A 16,657-nucleotide genomic window follows, 5' to 3' on the forward strand; every position below is an offset into this window, starting at 1 on the left:
GGCAACCGCGACAGCCGGCTAACCCACCCTACGGGAAGGTGTCGCTTCATGACTCTTCGCTATCGAGCAGCAGGTTCTCCAGCGCTTCCCGGTATTCGCCGGGATTCTCCCACAGGCCGCGCTGCTGGGCTTCCAGCAGGCGTTCGAGGATGTCGTTGAGCGCGCCGGGGTTGTGCTGCTGAATAAAGTCTCGGGTGTCTTTGTCGAGCAGGTAGGCATCGGTGAGCAGCGCGTACTGGTGATCGTCGACCAGCTCGCTGGTGGCGTCGAAGGCGAACAGGTAGTCGATGGTCGCGGCCAGTTCGAAGGCACCCTTGTAGCCGTGGCGCTTCATGCCTTCGATCCATTTGGGATTGGCGGCGCGGGCACGCACCACGCGGTTGAGTTCTTCCTTCAAGGTGCGAATGCGCGGGGTGTCCGGCTGGCTGTTGTCACCCAAGTAGCTGGCCACCTTGAGCCCGCGCAGGGTCTCCACCGCCGCCAGCATGCCGCCCTGGAACTGGTAGTAGTCGTTGGAATCGAGGATGTCGTGCTCGCGGTTATCCTGGTTGTGCAGCACCGCCTGCATCTGTTCCAGGCGCTCGACGAAGCGCTGCCGCGCCGGGGCACCCTCGGCGCCGCTGCCGTAGGCGTAGCCGCCCCAGTTGAGATAGACCTCGGCCAGATCCGCGCGGCTCTGCCACAGACGTTCCTCGATGGCGTTCTGTACCCCGGCGCCATAGGCGCCCGGCTTGGCGCCGAACACCCGCCAGCCGGCCTGACGCCGCGCTTCGGCTTCATCCAGGCCGTCATCCTTGAGGATGAGCGACTCACGCCAGACCCGCGCCGACAGCGGATTCATGTCTTCCGGCTCGTCCAGTTCGATAACCGCCTGCACGGCCTCGTCGAACAGACGAATCAGGTTGCTGAAGGCGTCGCGGAAGAAGCCCGACACGCGCAGGGTGACGTCTACCCGTGGCCGGCCGAGCTGTTCCAGAGCCAAGACCTCGAAGCGCTCGACACGCTGGCTGCCGGGCTGCCACACCGGGCGCACGCCCATCAGCGCCAGCGCTTGAGCAATATCGTCGCCACCGGTGCGCATGGTCGCCGTGCCCCACACCGACAGGCCGAGCTGGCGCAGGTGGTCGCCTTCGTCCTGCAGGTGGCGCTCCAGCAGGCGGTCGGCGGCCTGCACACCGAGGCGCCAGGCGGTCGGCGTGGGCAGGTGGCGCACGTCGACGGTGAAGAAGTTACGCCCGGTGGGCAGCACGTCGATGCGTCCACGGCTCGGCGCGCCGCTTGGCCCGGCGGGTACGAAGCGCCCTTCCAGTGCCGCCAGCAGGCCACCCATCTCGGCATCGCCGCAGGCATCGAGCAAGGGCGCGACGTAATCGGCCAGGCCATCGAGAATCAGCGCCACCTCGGCGCCGAAGGCGTCAGTGCGCTCACCCGTCAGACGCTGCTCGATCAGTCTCAGCGCCAGCAGCTCCAGGCGCTCACGGGTGTCCCCTACGGTGCGCCACAAACTGTTATCCACAGCCTGTAGTGCTTGTGGACGCAGCCCTTCCCAGGTCTGGCCCATGTCGCAATCCAACGGATCGAGGCCCAGCTCCAGACCACGGGCCAGCGCGCGCAGCAGGCTGGCATTGGCGCCCAGGCCATCGCCCCGGGGGATGCGCAGCAGTGCCAGCAGGGTGTCGCGGCGCAACTGGCCAGCCGGCGACTCACCAAACACGTGCAGGCCATCGCGAATCTGCGATTCCTTGAGGTCGCACAGGTAGGCGTCGAGCTGCGGCAGCCAGCTTTCCGGATCATCGTTGAGTTGCAGGCCCAGCTCGCGGTCGAGACTGGCCTCGCGCACCTTGGCCAGGATCTCGCCGCGCAGCTCCACGGCGCGGCGCTGGTCGAGCTGGCTGGCCTCGAAATATTCGTCGGCCAGGCGCTCCAGATCACGCAGCGGGCCGTAGCTTTCGGCGCGGGTCAGCGGCGGCATCAGGTGGTCGATGATCACCGCCTGGGTGCGGCGTTTGGCCTGAGCGCCCTCACCGGGGTCGTTGACGATAAAGGGGTAGATGTTGGGCAGTGGGCCGATCAGCGCCTGCGGCCAGCAGCCCTCGGACAGGCCGACGCTCTTGCCCGGCAACCATTCCAGGTTGCCGTGCTTGCCGACGTGGATCAGCGCATCGGCGGCGAAGGCCGTGCGCAGCCAGGCGTAGAAGGCGATATAGCCATGCGGCGGCACCAGATCGGGGTCGTGATAGACCGCCGCCGCGTCCAGTTGATAACCGCGCGCCGGCTGGATGCCAACGAAGGTCAGGCCGAAGCGCAACCCGGCGACCATCATCCGCCCACTGCGGAACATCGGGTCCTGCTGCGGCTCGCCCCAACGTTCGCGCACCGCCTGCTGGTTGGCCGGCGGCAGGCTGTGGAAAAACTTCAGATAGTCGTCCAGCGCCAGGCTTTGCGCGCAGGGCCGTGTATCCAGGCCATCCAGATCATTGGTGACGCCACCGAGCAGGCTGTGGACAAGTGCGGTGCCGCTATCAGGCAGGTTATCCACCGGGTAGCCCTGCGCCTGCAGGGAACGAAGAATATTCAGCGCGGCGGCCGGCGTATCCAGGCCCACACCGTTGCCGATACGGCCATCACGGGTCGGGTAGTTGGCCAGGATCAGCGCGATTTGCTTCTGATCGTTGCTTTTAATCGCCAACTGGCACCAGTTACGCGCCAGCGCAGCAACGAAGGCCATCCCCGCCTCGTGCGCCTGGTAGCACACTACGTCGCTCTGGCTACGCTCGCTGCGCCAGGCCAGGCCCTTGAAGCTGATGGCGGGGCCGATCAGCCGGCCATCCAGCTCGGGCAGTACCACATGCATGGCCAGATCACGCGAACCCAGGCCCTGGGCGCTGGTCTGCCATTGCGTGTGGTTGTCCAACGAGCAGATGGCCTGCAGCACCGGAATGTCGCGGCGGAACACCCGCGCCTGCGGCGCCTCGGGGTTGGACAGGGCGAAGCCGGTGGTGTTGATGATCAGCGCGGCGCTCGTCTCGTCCAGCCAGGCCTGCACCTGATCCAGGCAGGCAGGCTCCTTGAGGCTGGCCACCGCAATCGGCAGCGGGTTGAGGCCCTGGCGGACAAGGTGCTCACAGAAGGTATCGACGAAGGCGGTATTCGCCGACTGCACATGGTTGCGGTAGAACAGCAGCGCCACCACCGGTGCGCCTGGCTGCCACTGAATCTGCCAGTCGGCAAGCCGGGCCGGGCTGGCGCTGGGGTGATACAGGCCGACGCGCGGCAGCGGCTGCGGCTCCTGCCAACTGTCGTCGCGCCCCAGCCAGCGGCTGCCGATGTAGCGGAACAGCTGGCGCGCGTTATCCAGCCCGCCCTGGCGCAGGTACTGCCAGAGGCGCTGGCTGTCTTCTTCGCTAACGTTGCCGAGGGCACTCAGCTCCGGGTCGGGCTTGTCGTCGCCCGGCACCATGATCACCGTGGCGCCACGCGTACCCAGCTCCACCAGGCGTTCGACACCGTAGCGCCAGTAACTCACCCCGCCATGCACCGAGATCAGGATGACCTTGGCGTGCTGCAGCACCTGCTCGACGTAGAAGTCCACCGAGGCGTTGTTGCTCAGTTGCGCCGGGCTGGCCAGGCGCAGGCTGGGGTAGTCCTCCGGCAGGTGCCGGGCGGCTTCAGCCAGCAGAGAGAGGTGCGAGTCACCCGTGCACAGGATCACCAGCTCGGCAGGCGTCTGGCCAAGGTCGGCAATGCTGTCGGCCGGCAGTTGGGTGCCAGGCTGGGTACGCAGGAGATGCATGTTCGCTCCGAGGAAGGCGCGAATCGTGGGAGGGGCTTTAGCCGCGACTATCCGCGAATTGGATCGCGGCTAAAGCCCCTCCCACAATCACTCAGGCCAGCGCTGCTTGCAGCTCGGCTTCTATAGCCGCGCGGTCGAGCTGCTGGCCGATCACCACCAGGCGGCTCAGGCGCGGCTCGTCGGCTTGCCAGGCGCGGTCGAAGTGGCGATCGAAACGCTGACCGACACCTTGCACCAGCAGGCGCATCGGCTTGCCAGGGATGGCAGCGAAACCTTTCACCCGCAGGATGCCGTACTTGGTCACCGCATCCTTCAGTGCGGCCAGCAGACGCGCCTCCTCGGCTTCCGGTAGTTCCACGTGGAACGAGTCGAACTCCTCGTGATCGTGGTCTTCGTCTTCATCGTCGTGATGGGTGCGGCGGCTGTCGATATGCAGCTCGGTTTCGCTGTTCAGGCCCAGCAGCACGTCCAGCGGCAGCTCGCCGCCGTGCGCCTCGATCACCTTCACTGCCGGCGGCAGCTCCTCGGCCACCTCGGCGCGCACCGCGGCCAACGCCTCGGCGTCGAGCAAATCGGCCTTGTTGAGGATCACCAGGTCGGCGCTGGCCAACTGGTCGGCGAACAGCTCGTGCAGCGGCGATTCATGATCGAGGTTGGGGTCGAGCTTGCGCTGCTCGTCCACCTGATCCGGGAAGGCGGCGAAGGTGCCGGCGAGCACCGCCGGGCTGTCGACCACGGTGATCACCGCATCGACGGTGCAGGCGTTGCGAATTTCCGGCCAGTTGAAGGCCTGCACCAGCGGCTTGGGCAGCGCCAGGCCGCTGGTCTCGATAAGTATATGGTCGAGATCGCCACGGCGCGCCACCAGCTCGCGCATCACCGGGAAGAACTCCTCCTGCACGGTGCAGCACAGGCAGCCGTTGGCCAGTTCGAAGACGCGGCCGTTGGCTTCTTCCTCGCTGCAGTCGATGGAGCACTGCTTGAGGATCTCACCATCGATCCCCAGCTCACCGAACTCGTTGACGATCGCCGCGATACGGCGGCCGCCGGCGTTAGCCAGCAGATGGCGCAGCAGGGTGGTTTTACCAGCACCGAGAAAACCGGTGACGATGGTGACAGGCAGTTTGGCGAGGGTTTTCATGGAGGGCCCCGTGGCGTCGGTAAGTTCGGCGGACGGGTACGCGCAGGCGGGCACGCAGGTGCGTGCTGGCCGCGTCGGATCACCCCGTCCGAGCAAATGGCTGGTCAGTCGAGGCAGGTCTCCTGGCTCACGGTCTGCGCATTGCGTGCCCTTCACCTTCCCGCCTGACGGCAGTGGTGTATCGAAGGGTGTAAGACCGTTCACAGTTGCGGGGGCAGCCAGGGCATCGACCCTGTTCCCTCTTAGCTCCCCGGCGCCGTACCGGGAAGAACCTCGAAAGCGAGAAGGCTACGCAGGCCGCGGCGGCCGGTCAATCGCGGTTGACCGGTGGGATGCGCCATGGTGAGCTACGCCGCTGCACAGCACGAGCGCCCTTGATGATGCCTAGCCCCTCGAACCCCGGCCCTGACGCCTCGCCCATGGTGGTGGCTGGGCTTGGTTGCAGGCGCGACTGCCCCCAGCAAGACCTGCTCGCCCTGCTCATCCACAGCCTGGCCCAGCATGAGTTGACTGTGGATAACCTCGTTGGACTGGCCAGCATCGCCCACAAGCGCGACGAGCCGGGGCTGCATCAACTGGCAACCCACTTGAATCTGGAGCTGACGTTCTTCCCCCCCGAAGCACTCACCCTCTACCAGTCGGAGAACGCCGGCAGTGCCCTCGTCCGATCCGTAACGGGCAGCCCCGCTGTGGCTGAACCCTGCGCCCTGGCTCTGGCCACGCAACTGGGCAAGGCAGCTCGCCTGCTGGGCGAGAAAACCCGCACGGCCAACGCCACCTGTGCGTTGGCCACCTTCGATAGAGAGCCCGTAGCATGACCGTCTACTTTATCGGCGCCGGCCCCGGCGATCCCGAGCTGATTACCGTCAAGGGCCAGCGCCTGATTCGTTCGTGCCCGGTGATCCTCTATGCCGGCTCGCTGGTGCCCGCAGCAGTCCTGCACGGCCACAACGCGGAGCAGGTAATCAACACGGCCGAGCTGCACCTGAGTGAGATCATTACGCTGCTGAGCCAGGCCCATGAGCGCGGCGAGGATGTGGCCCGCGTGCACTCCGGCGACCCTTCGCTGTACGGCGCTATCGGCGAGCAGATTCGCGAGCTGCGTGCTCTGGGCATCCCTTTCGAGATCATCCCCGGCGTCACGGCCACCGCCGCCTGCGCGGCCTTGCTGGAAAGCGAGCTGACCCTGCCGGGCATCGCCCAGACCGTAATTCTCACCCGCTACGGCACCACTTCGCCGATGCCCGAGGGCGAGCAACTGCAGGATCTGGCGCGGCACCGCGCAACCATGGCCATCCACCTCGGCGTGCGCCAGCTGCCGGCCATAGTCGGCGAACTGCTGCCGCACTACGGCGCCGACTGCCCCATCGCGGTTATCCACAGGGCCAGTTGGCCGAATCAGGACTGGGTGCTCGGCACCCTCGCCGATATCGAGACCAAGGTCGCAGCCAAGGGCTTTCGCCGCACGGCACTGATTCTGGTCGGGCGAGTGCTCGATCCGGGTGTCTTTGCCGAGTCAGCGTTATATGACTCGGCGCATCGCCATCTTTATCGCCCTGGCAACGACTGAGCCATCCGTCATCTGGCGAGAAACTGCGCAAAGCGCTGAAAGCCCCGTGATAGCTGACGCCTGATAACTTATCAACAAGATAGGCCGAAGTTTATCCAGAGCTATTGTGAATAACGATGCGACAAGGATCAGTTTTTGAACAACAGGCTGATTAGCCCGGTTTATCTGGGCTTCAGCCTGGTATCACAAGGATATCCACAAGATGATCCACGGCAACTGTTAGCAACTCACCCTCAGAGCTGCACCTCGACCCGCTTGATACCCAGAGCCCGCAGCTCCGGCATCAACTCATCCAGGCTGGCAAAGGTCTCGACCTGCTCGGCCTCATCAACCAGAAAGAAGCTACGCCCTGCGCCTTTCTTGAAAAATACGATCCACTCAGCGGTATTGGCCGGATTGACCATGACCTGGGTATCGAACACAACCCCCTCGCTCGTTCTGCGTTTCACATCCGCGCGCTTCATCCTCTCTCCTGTTCCAGCGTGACTCAGATGATCCCACTGCCTGCATACGGCAGCGGATACGGCTCATAGTGTAAAGGATGAGGTGAGCACGCCTTGCTCACTGATGATCGGTGAGTGAAATCAGTCCCATAGTTATATATGCTTCATATACGAATCATATATAAGGAGGTATCCATGGGCATCGTCAACATCGATGACGAGCTGCATGACCAAATCCGCCGGGCGAGCAGCGTCTCGGGCCGTTCGATCAATGCACAGGCGGGTTTCTGGATTCGCATCGGCATGCTCTGCGAGATGAACCCGACGCTGAGCTTCAATGAGCTGATGTCCGCCGAGATGCGTGCAGCCGGCGTGGTGGTTCCGCCAAGAATGGCGGATGCCTCATGAGCAAGACACCGCAACAGATCGCCCTGATGGCGGAATCCGGCAGGTTGCTGGCGTCCGTGTTCGGCTACCTGGATCGCCTGGATCTGCTCGGCATGTCGACCCTGCAGGTCAACGACCTTGTGGATAACTACATCGTGGGTGAACTCAAGGCGCGCCCGGCGAGCAAGGGCCAGTATGGTTTCGCCTACGCCATGAACACGTCACGCAACGAGGTGGTGTGCCATGGAGTCCCCAGCGCCGACGATATCCTGCGCGATGGCGATCTGGTGAATTTCGATATCACCCTGGAGAAGAACGGCTATATCGCCGATTCGAGCAAGACCTACCTGATCGGCAAGGTGTCGGACCAGGCTCGTCAGCTGGCCGAAGTCACCTATGAGGCGATGTGCAAGGGCATCGAAGCCGTCAGACCCGGCGCCCGCCTCGGCGATATCGGTCATGCCATCGAACGCCATGCCCGCGCCCATCGCTACTCGGTGGTCAGGGAGTATTGCGGCCACGGCATCGGCCGGGAAATGCACGAGCCACCCGAAGTACTGCACTGGGGCAAAGCCGGCACCGGCCTGACCCTGCGCGAAGGCATGACCTTCACCATCGAACCCATGCTCAACCGGGGAACGGCGGACGTGCGTACGCTGCGCGACGGCTGGACGGTGGTGACCCGCGACGGCCAGCTCTCGGCGCAATTCGAACATACCGTGGCGGTCACCCGAGACGGCGTTCGCGTCCTTACGCTGCGCCCCGAAGAGCTGCACCTGAGCAGGATTTCGGCGTGATGGAAACGCAAAAGCCCGTCCAGATGGACGGTGGATACCCAGAATATAGTTTGACATAGAGGGCCGCAAAATCCGCTAGCTTCAGCGCTAGGGCCTGCCACAACAACCGAAACATAGTTTGACACAGCCTAACGCGCCCGCCCAAAAAGCCCCACCGCAGCCAAGAATAAAGTTTGACACAGCCAGCCCCCGCCTCACACGTGCCCTACACACATGCCGCGTGCCATAAACAAGGATCGCAGCCCACTGCCGCTGGATCGAGATACCGTCCATTGAATTGGCTTAAGGGAGTACCGCGTGGGCTTGGTGATCCAGATATGGGGCCCATCATGATGGTAGTCAGCGGGTGCCAGAACCCTGAGACGGCTCAGGGGTGCCATCACTGACCACCCCTTGGACATCCTAGTGGCGATGAACCTTGTCGTTGGCTACAAAGCTCAGCATTGAATTGTCCACGCACACGATGGCGTGTGGGTATTCTCAAGAAAGTCAGGCGCCAAAGCGTGATGTCACTAGGCTACAATCAGTCGTAGTGCACACGCTCGACCATCATCAGAATCTCGTGATGCCCAGCCCGAAATACGGATATTTCAATGCCACGTCCGCCGCACCTCAACTACCTCTGTCCCCGTCGCCGAGTGCTTGTCCAGCGAGCAGGCACCTTGGCGCGCGTCGCCGATAGGAATCTCGACTGTCTATGAATTATTTCACCGAAACGGCAGCCAATATCCTTGGCAATAAAAAGCTGCGTAGCCCCCAGATCGAGGCCTATATCAAGGCGCAGGAGCATTTCGAGAACTCCAACGAGGATGCACTAATCGTCCTGCCGACAGGGACGGGCAAAAGCGGGCTGATCTCCATCGTACCTTTCGGCCTGGCAAAGGGACGTGTGTTGATCATTACACCAGGCCTGGTCACCAAGCAGAGCATTCGACGGACACAGGAGCTGCTAGAAGACAACTTCTGGATCAATTTCGATGTGATTTTCAGTGCCGAGGATCTGCCGGTCACATGCGAATTTACGTCTGATACCCATCAGGCCAGCCTTGAGCAAGCCCACTTCGTCTATTCGAACATCCAGCAGGTATACAACGAGCGCGGACAGTCACTGACGAAGCGGGTGCCGTCCGACTTCTTCGACCTCATCATCATTGATGAGGGGCACCATGCGCCGGCACGTAGCTGGCAAAAGACCCTGGCCCACTTTTCCAAGGCTAAGAAGATCTTTGTGACTGGTACGCCGTTCCGCGGCGACAACCAAGAAGTGCCAGGAAAACTGATCCATAAGACGCCTCTCTCCGAGGTGATGCGTGATCGGTATGTTAAGTGGCTGAGGAAAGAGACCGTAAATGCTCATGAGCTTTACTTCACCGTCACCGAGCAGCCAGGTGTTCGGCTCTCCAAAGAGCAAGTCCTCGAATTCAAGGACCGAGAGTGGGTAGAGCGCAGCGTAGCCTTGTCTCCAGAATGCTCAATGGACGTAATCAACCTAAGCATTCAGAAACTGGATGAGCTCCGGAAAACCTCTCCGGACGTGCCACACAAGATTCTCGCTGTCGGTTGCAGCATCACCCACGCCGAGGACCTGCGCACCTGGTATCAATCCAAGAACCTGACTGCAGCTGTAGTGCACAGCGACATGGAGTTAGCAGATATCGATGCGGCATTCCGGGTAATCGATAACCACCAGTGCGATGTCGTTATCTCCGTGAACATGTTGATGGAAGGCTACGACCATCGTTACCTCACTGTTCTGGCCCTCTTCCGTCCCTACCGAAGCGAAAATGCCTTCGCACAAATTGTGGGCAGGGTTTTGCGGGCGATCCCAGCCGACGAGATCACGGCTTTTGAGATCGATAACAACGCCGTGGTGATCTATCACCAGGAGACCGGCTTGGATTCGATGTGGACTGCCTTCCAGACTGAGGTTGATCGGGCCAAACACCAGCGCACCCGCGACTACACAATCACGGACGAGGACTACACGCGCAAAGAGCAGAACCTGGGTGGTGTTTCCAGCTCCGAAGCATTTGTGAGTGACCGTGACTCCTACCTTGGAGATCTGGACTTCAACAAGATATTTTCGGAGAAACGGGCCGAAGTCGAGTCCATCGCAACGCAGAAGGTCCAGGCGCTTCCGGGGATTGAGGGCTATGACGCGGATGTTCTTGCACAGCTCAAGAACGTCTTCCTGAGTGCTGAGACAAAGAAAGCAGCTCAGATCATAGACCCCAACCTCGTGGAGAAGCGGCCTGAAATCGCGCGTAAGCAACTCCGCGAGATCCTTACCAAGAAGGCTCAGGACGAGGTCGCAACATTGCTCAGCGATCTGCAAATCGAAGAAAAAGCTTCTACCCTTTATCCGATATTCAAAAACCACCTACCGATGGCGAAACCCAACATGCCTAACGACGGTATACTGGTGAGCTTTATCTACACCAAGCTGGTGAAGAAATTCGGTAGGGTTGCTGACCGTGACAACAGCTCACTGACCAAGTCGATTGAGTACGTGGTAGTGATCATCGATGAATTAAGGAGAATGCTGAAATGAGTCTAGAATCCATCAGAATACTGGTTGATGAGCTCTCGACTCTCCACGTAACCCGTGGCGTTCAGCCCAGCGAACTTATCGACAATCTCTTCGAAGATGACTACGTCGAGTCCTCGGCGCGAAAGACATCGCAGGGGCTGGTGTTCGAGCTGGTCTTCTCGGAGCAAGATGAAGACGGATCGTCGAGCAAGGTCACCATGCGCTATACCTACGATCGCAGCCGTTATCTGGTACTTGTCGAGCAGAAGATGACGGCCAAGCGGTTCAGTACTCAATGGGATCGTACCCACGCCGTCCTGGAGCGGCTCGGCAAACTTGAAGCGCTGCTCGCTGACCAGCTACCGCGAGAGAAAGTCGCCGCAATCCTATCAACCATGCCCCAAGACTACCTTGCCCTTGCCCCGCAACTGCGGCTGGTGGCCTAACCCTAGCCAGTCATTCCACTGCGACCGATGCTCAACCAGCCATGATATCGCCGCAGTGAATCTGCTCGACATACTTGTACTGTTGGCGCTGATGGAAAATTGACCCACCCTGCCGATTGAAATTTGACCCAGGGCGGATTGCTGATTTTGTTACCAGCAACTGTGGATAAGTCTACCAGCGCAGCTGCTGTTGCCCCCACTCCTTCGCTAGCCCAGTTCAGTTGTTTAAGACCTGCCACACGCAGCCATGTAGCAGGCCGTCGTCGCCATGAAATCAGAACGGCTCATCGTCCTCCGGTTCCTGGCCGCCCTTACGCTTTCGCTCCCGTGATTTGATCTTGGCCTGGGCCGCCAAGCTACTGTGTTGCAGGCGATAGGACTCGTTACCGGTTTCGACGATGTGGCAGTGGTGGGTCAGCCGATCCAGCAGGGCGGTGGTCATCTTGGCGTCGCCGAACACACCCATGGAGATCGCAGCAATTACCCCCTAAACTCTCGGCCATACGCACTCGATTGGGTGCGACCTTCTATTGTGTCGTTATCAGGGATAGTCATCTTGAACCTACGCCCCCTCCTCTGTCTGTGCCTACCGGCCAGCCTGCTACTGGTCGGCTGCGACCAGGCACCCGCCCCCCAGGAACAGGCACCGCGCCTGGTCAAGCTGTTTACCGTGGAAGACCCCGCCAGCGAGCGCCTGCGCGAATTCCCCGCCCGCCTCAAGGCCACCGAGGAAGCCGAGCTGTCCTTTCGCATCGGCGGCCAGCTGAAGACGCTGGAGGTGCGGCAGGGCCAGCCGGTCAAGCGCGGCCAGCTGATTGCCAGCATCGAAGACACCGACCAGCGTCTGCGGGTACGTGATCGCCAGGCCAGCTTCGACCTGGCCAACGCCCAGTTCAAGCGCATTGCTCAACTGCTTGAGCGGCAGATGATTTCCCGCTCCGAATATGACCAGCGCAAGGCCGCCCTCGACTCGGCCAGCGCTGCCCTGAGCCTGGCTCGTCAGGAGCTGGACTACACCCGCATCCTCGCACCCTTCGACGGTGTAGCGGCCAACACCCATGTGGATAACTTCCAGGTGGTGCAGGCCAAGCAACCTATCGTCACCTTGCAGAGCGGCGACAGCCTGGATGTGCTGTTCCAGATGCCGGAAAACCTGCTGACCAACCTGCGCAGTCGTGAAGACAGCGTGGGCTATCACCCCAGCGTGATTCTCGACAGCCTGCCGGATCGCGAATTCGAGGCGGTGTACAAGGAACACAGCACCCAGCCAGACCCCAAGACCCTGACCTATCAGGTCACCCTGTCCATGCCTCGCCCCGAGGAGCTCAACCTGCTGCCGGGCATGAGCGCCACGGTCAAGATCGATTTCGCCAAAATCAGCCGCAACCCGGACAATCGCCTGCTGGTGCCGGTGGAGGCGGTATTCAGCCCGGATAGCGTCGCCGCCGAAGTCAAGCAGGTATGGGTGGCGCGCGAGCAGGACGGCACGTTGCGCCTCACCGCGCGCCAGGTCGAAGTCGGCCAGCTGACCCGTAACGGTATCGAAGTGCTCAGCGGCATCGAGCCCGGCGAGCAGATCGTCGCCGTCGGTGGCGCCGAACTGGAGGAAGGCCAGGCAGTGCGGCCCTGGGTACGCGAGCGGGGGCTGTAAATGGATATCGCCGGTTATTTTATCCAGCGCCGCGTCACCAGCTGGCTGGTCACCCTGGTGCTGGGCATCGGCGGGTTGATGGCCTTTCTCGGCATCGGCCGCCTGGAAGACCCCTCCTTCACCCTGAAAAACGCCATGGTCATCACCAGCTACCCCGGCGCCTCGCCGCAGCAGGTGGAAGAGGAAGTCAGCTATCCCCTGGAAAACGCCATTCAGCAGCTGCCCTCGATCAAGAAGGTCACCTCCATCTCCAGCGCCGGGCTCTCGCAGATCAGCCTGGAGCTGCACAGCCAGTACAAGGCCGAGCAGATCCCGCAGATCTGGGACGAATTGCGGCGCAAGATCAACGACCTGCAGCCCAGCCTGCCACCGGGAGTCAACCCGCCGCAGATCCGCGACGACTTCAGTGATGTATTCGGCTTCTTCCTGCTGGTCACCGGCGAAGGCTACAGCGCCCAGGAGCTGCGCGACTTCGCCGACTACCTGCGCCGTGAACTGGTGTTGCTGCCTGGCGTAGGCAAGGTCAGCCTGGCCGGCGCCCGCCAGGAGCAGGTGCAGGTGGAAATCTCGCGCAGCAAGATGAGCACCCTGGGTATCGCCCCGCAGCGCCTGGCCCAGGTGCTCAGCCAGCAGAACGTGGTGTCCAACGCCGGGCGCATTCTGGTCGGCAGCGAGTCGATCCGCCTGCACCCCACTGGCGAGCTGCAGGATGTGCGCGAGCTGGAGCGCCTGATCATCAGCGACCCGGGCAGCGCGCAGCAGGTCACTCTCGGCGATATCGCCCAGGTCAGCCGCGGCTTTAGCGAAACACCGGGCAACCTCTACCGCATGAACGGCCAGCCGGCCCTGACCCTGGGCGTTTCCTTCGCACCCAAGGTCAACGTGGTGGATGTCGGCGCGACGATCAACGCGCGCCTGGCCGAACTGGACGCCCAGCGCCCGGCCGGTATGCAGTTGCAGGTGTTCTACGACCAGGCCGCCGAAGTGCAGGCCTCGGTGCAGGGTTTCGTGATCAACTTCGTCGCCTCGGTGGCCATCGTGATCGTCGTGCTGCTGATCTTTATGGGCCTGCGCAGCGGCCTGCTGATCGGCCTGATCCTGGCCCTCACGGTGCTCGGCAGCTTTATCTTTATGCGCCTGCTGGGCATCGAGCTGCAGCGCATTTCCCTCGGTGCCCTGGTGATCGCCCTGGGTATGCTGGTGGACAACGCCATCGTTATCGTCGAAGGCATTCTGGTCGGCCGTCAACGCGGCCAGAGCACCCTGGAGGCAGCGCGGGGCATCGTCCGCCAGACCAATCTGCCGCTGCTCGGCGCCACCCTGATCGCCATCATCGCCTTCGCCCCCATCGGCCTGTCGGACGACTCCACCGGCGAGTTCTGCCTGTCGCTGTTCCAGGTGCTGATGATCTCCCTGCTGCTCAGCTGGGTGACTGCCATCACCCTGACGCCGTTCTTCGCCAGCCTGTTCTTCCGCGATAACCAGACCCTGACCGGCCAGGATCAGGGCGACCCCTACGGCGGGGTGATCTTCACCAGCTACCGGCGCCTGCTCGACTTCGCCCTGCACCGCCGTAGCCTCACTCTGGGCATGCTGGTGGTATTGCTGGTGGTGGCCATTGCCGGCTTCGGCAAGGTGCGCCAGAGCTTCTTTCCGCCGTCCAATACGCCGATGTTCTTTATCGACCTGTGGCTACCCCAGGGCACTGATATCCGCTACACCGAGCAGCTGGTGGCCGAACTGGATCAGCATGTACTGGAGCAGGAAGGGGTGACCACGGTCAGCAGCACAATCGGTCAGGGCGCCCTGCGTTTTATCCTCACCTACTCACCGCAGAAGCAGTACCCCAACTACGCTCAGCTGCTGGTGCGCACCGACAACCTGGAGCGCATCGAGCCGCTGATCAACCAGTTGGAACTGCATGTCGCCGAGCAGTACCCGCAGATCAAGCCCAAGTTCAAGCAACTGATGCTCGGCCCCGGCAACGACAGCAAGATCGAGGCGCGCTTCAGCGGCCCCGACCCCGACGAACTGCGCCGCCTGGGAGGCGAGGTCAGCCGTCTGATGCGCCAGGACCCGGTAGCCAATGCAGTGATGCACGACTGGTATGAGCGCACCAAGCTGGTCCGCCCGCAATTCGCCGAGGCCCGCGCCCGCGAACTGGGGGTGGACAAGAGTGAGCTGGATGACCTGCTGCGCATGAGCTTCTCCGGCATGAATGTCGGCCTGTACCGCGACGGCACCCGCCTGCTGCCAATAGTCGCGCGCACCCCGGACAACGAGCGGCTGAATGCCGACAGCCTGAGTGACCTGCAGATCTGGAGCAACGCCCGGGGCGGCTACCTGCCCATCGAACAGGTGCTGCTGGGCTTTAACACCGAGTGGGAAGACCCGCTGATCATGCGTCTGGATCGCAAACGCACGCTCACCGTACAGGCCGATCCTTCCCTGCTCAGCGGCGAAACCGCAGCCCAGCTGTTCCAGCGCCTCAAGCCGCAGATCGAGGCCATCCCCCTGCCCGAGGGTTACAGCCTGGAATGGGGCGGCGAGTATGAAAGCTCCCGCGATGCGCAAGGTGCAGTGTTCGGTAGCCTGCCGCTGGGTTATCTGGTGATGTTTATGATCACCATTTTGCTCTTCGACTCGTTCAAGCGCGCCACCGTGATCTGGCTCACCGTGCCCCTGGCGATGATCGGCGTGACCCTGGGCTTTCTGCTGACCGGCATCCCCTTCGGCTTTATGGCCCTGCTCGGCCTGCTTAGCCTGAGCGGTATGCTGGTGAAGAACGGCATCGTCCTGGTGGACGAAATCCAGCTGCAGCTGGCCAGCGGCAAGGATGCCCTGCAAGCCGTGGAAGACGCCTCGATCAGCCGCGTGCGCCCGGTGGCCATGGCCGCCCTGACCACCATCCTGGGCATGAGCCCGCTGCTGACCGATGCCTTCTTCCAGAGCATGGCGGTGGTGATCATGTTCGGCCTGGGCTTCGCCACCCTGCTGACGCTGGTGGTGCTGCCGGTGCTGTATTGCGTGTTCTACGGGATCAAGGAGCAGGGCGCGGCAGAGGCTTAAGAAGGTGGACAACGCGCAGTTGTCCACCCGCTCTCAAGGTCGACTCAACCCTGCCGGGCGCGTCTAAAACGGCGCCACCCCGAGCGCAGATCATCCACCGCTGGCACCAGAGCCAGGCCTACCAGCAACAACGCCAGCGGTAGGGTGGCGATATAGCCCAGGCCGTTGAAGCCAAAGGCACCGGCAATCCCACCCATAAAGAAATACAGCGCCAGCAGGCTCAACACCTGCAGGCGCTGACGGTCGACCTGGACCCGACCGTGCCTGTCGCCATGGCGGTTCCAGTACAGCAGCTTGCCCAGTTCGATACCGATATCGGTGACGATGCCGGTGATATGGGTGGTGCGGATTTCTGCCCGCGACAACTTGGTGATCAGGGCATTCTGCAGCCCCATGATGAAGCACAGCAGCATCACCGTCAGGGGCACGAACAGCCCCTCGATGGTTGCCAGGGTGGCGCCAAGCAGACCGAAGCACAGCAGCAGTGCCGCCTCACAGAGCAGCGGCAGGGCGTTTTCGCTGTGCAGGCGGCGGCGCTTGGAGTAATTGACCATCAGGGTCGAGGCGATGGCACCCAGGACAAACGACAACACCCCACCCAGCCCACCGAGCACCAGATCATAGGCACCCAGGGCGATATGGTCGGCCATGGCCGAGACAATCCCTGTCATATGCGAGGTGTACTGCTGCACCGCAAGAAAGCCCCCGGCATTGATTGCCCCGGCGACAAAGGCCAGGGCGTAACCCAGATGACGGTTGGCCACGACACTGCGTTTGCGCCCGGTCAGGCGTCGGGCATAGCGGATCGGCATAGGGCACCTAGGTGACGA

General features: G+C 62.3%; 12 protein-coding genes, 1 pseudogene and 1 riboswitch. Of the genes and pseudogenes, 8 read left to right on the top strand and 5 right to left on the bottom strand.

The features are described from left to right. Nucleotides 1–46: 46 nt before the first annotated feature. Together cobN and cobW are read right to left on the bottom strand one after the other, a co-directional pair. The gene (gene cobN, locus BLS08_RS00785) at nt 47–3,793 is read right to left on the bottom strand and encodes a cobaltochelatase subunit CobN (protein ID WP_090335898.1); all 3,747 of its coding nucleotides are present in this window, start codon (nt 3,791–3,793) and stop codon (nt 47–49) included. A gap of 91 nt (nt 3,794–3,884) precedes the next feature. Then, entirely contained in the window at nt 3,885–4,934 is a 1,050-nt protein-coding gene (gene cobW, locus BLS08_RS00790) for a cobalamin biosynthesis protein CobW (RefSeq protein WP_090335899.1), read from the bottom strand. A gap of 95 nt (nt 4,935–5,029) precedes the next feature. Further along, nucleotides 5,030–5,225, bottom strand: a riboswitch (cobalamin riboswitch). A gap of 86 nt (nt 5,226–5,311) precedes the next feature. On the opposite strand from cobW, the gene BLS08_RS00795 reads away from it, so the two are divergent. Both BLS08_RS00795 and cobM read left to right on the top strand, forming a co-directional pair. Next, nucleotides 5,312–5,752: a cobalamin biosynthesis protein gene (locus BLS08_RS00795; RefSeq protein WP_090335901.1), complete on the top strand. Its 441-nt coding sequence runs from the start codon at nt 5,312–5,314 to the stop codon at nt 5,750–5,752. Continuing rightward, on the top strand, nt 5,749–6,504 hold the full coding sequence (cobM, locus tag BLS08_RS00800; RefSeq protein WP_090335903.1) for a precorrin-4 C(11)-methyltransferase: 756 nt from the start codon (nt 5,749–5,751) through the stop codon (nt 6,502–6,504). Before BLS08_RS00795 ends, cobM begins: the two co-directional genes overlap by 4 nt. A gap of 233 nt (nt 6,505–6,737) precedes the next feature. Here the strand turns inward: cobM and BLS08_RS00805 are convergent, their stop codons facing one another. Next, on the bottom strand, nt 6,738–6,968 hold the full coding sequence (locus BLS08_RS00805) for a hypothetical protein (protein WP_074677152.1): 231 nt from the start codon (nt 6,966–6,968) through the stop codon (nt 6,738–6,740). Nucleotides 6,969–7,142: 174 nt separating this feature from the next. Here BLS08_RS00805 and BLS08_RS00810 point away from each other — a divergent pair, with 174 nt between their 5' ends. From BLS08_RS00810 to BLS08_RS00825, 4 genes are all read left to right on the top strand, one after another. Next, the gene (locus BLS08_RS00810) at nt 7,143–7,355 is read left to right on the top strand and encodes a ParD-like family protein (protein ID WP_090335904.1); all 213 of its coding nucleotides are present in this window, start codon (nt 7,143–7,145) and stop codon (nt 7,353–7,355) included. After that, complete coding sequence (map, locus tag BLS08_RS00815) at nt 7,352–8,131, top strand: type I methionyl aminopeptidase (protein ID WP_090335906.1); 780 nt, start codon at nt 7,352–7,354, stop codon at nt 8,129–8,131. Before BLS08_RS00810 ends, map begins: the two co-directional genes overlap by 4 nt. 697 nt (nt 8,132–8,828) lie before the next feature. After that, nucleotides 8,829–10,682, top strand: a complete 1,854-nt coding sequence (locus BLS08_RS00820; RefSeq protein ID WP_090335907.1) for a DEAD/DEAH box helicase — start codon at nt 8,829–8,831, stop codon at nt 10,680–10,682. Then, complete coding sequence (locus BLS08_RS00825; protein ID WP_055986080.1) at nt 10,679–11,107, top strand: hypothetical protein; 429 nt, start codon at nt 10,679–10,681, stop codon at nt 11,105–11,107. Before BLS08_RS00820 ends, BLS08_RS00825 begins: the two co-directional genes overlap by 4 nt. A gap of 274 nt (nt 11,108–11,381) precedes the next feature. Here the strand turns inward: BLS08_RS00825 and BLS08_RS00830 are convergent. Then, nucleotides 11,382–11,567, bottom strand: a pseudogene (locus tag BLS08_RS00830) (ATP-binding protein); the annotation flags it as partial. 96 nt (nt 11,568–11,663) lie between these two features. Here BLS08_RS00830 and BLS08_RS00835 point away from each other — a divergent pair. Together BLS08_RS00835 and BLS08_RS00840 are read left to right on the top strand one after the other, a co-directional pair. After that, a complete protein-coding gene (locus tag BLS08_RS00835; RefSeq protein ID WP_055986078.1) occupies nt 11,664–12,758 on the top strand; it encodes an efflux RND transporter periplasmic adaptor subunit in 1,095 nt (364 codons plus the stop codon). Then, nucleotides 12,759–15,827, top strand: a complete 3,069-nt coding sequence (locus BLS08_RS00840) for an efflux RND transporter permease subunit (RefSeq protein WP_055986075.1) — start codon at nt 12,759–12,761, stop codon at nt 15,825–15,827. It abuts the gene before it with no gap. A 44-nt stretch (nt 15,828–15,871) separates the two neighbouring features. Here the strand turns inward: BLS08_RS00840 and BLS08_RS00845 are convergent, their stop codons facing one another. Next, complete coding sequence (locus BLS08_RS00845) at nt 15,872–16,639, bottom strand: YoaK family protein (RefSeq protein WP_055986072.1); 768 nt, start codon at nt 16,637–16,639, stop codon at nt 15,872–15,874. Nucleotides 16,640–16,657 lie beyond the last annotated feature (18 nt).

The organism is Ectopseudomonas chengduensis (assembly GCF_900102635.1).
In the GTDB taxonomy this organism is placed as follows: domain Bacteria; phylum Pseudomonadota; class Gammaproteobacteria; order Pseudomonadales; family Pseudomonadaceae; genus Aquipseudomonas; species Aquipseudomonas chengduensis.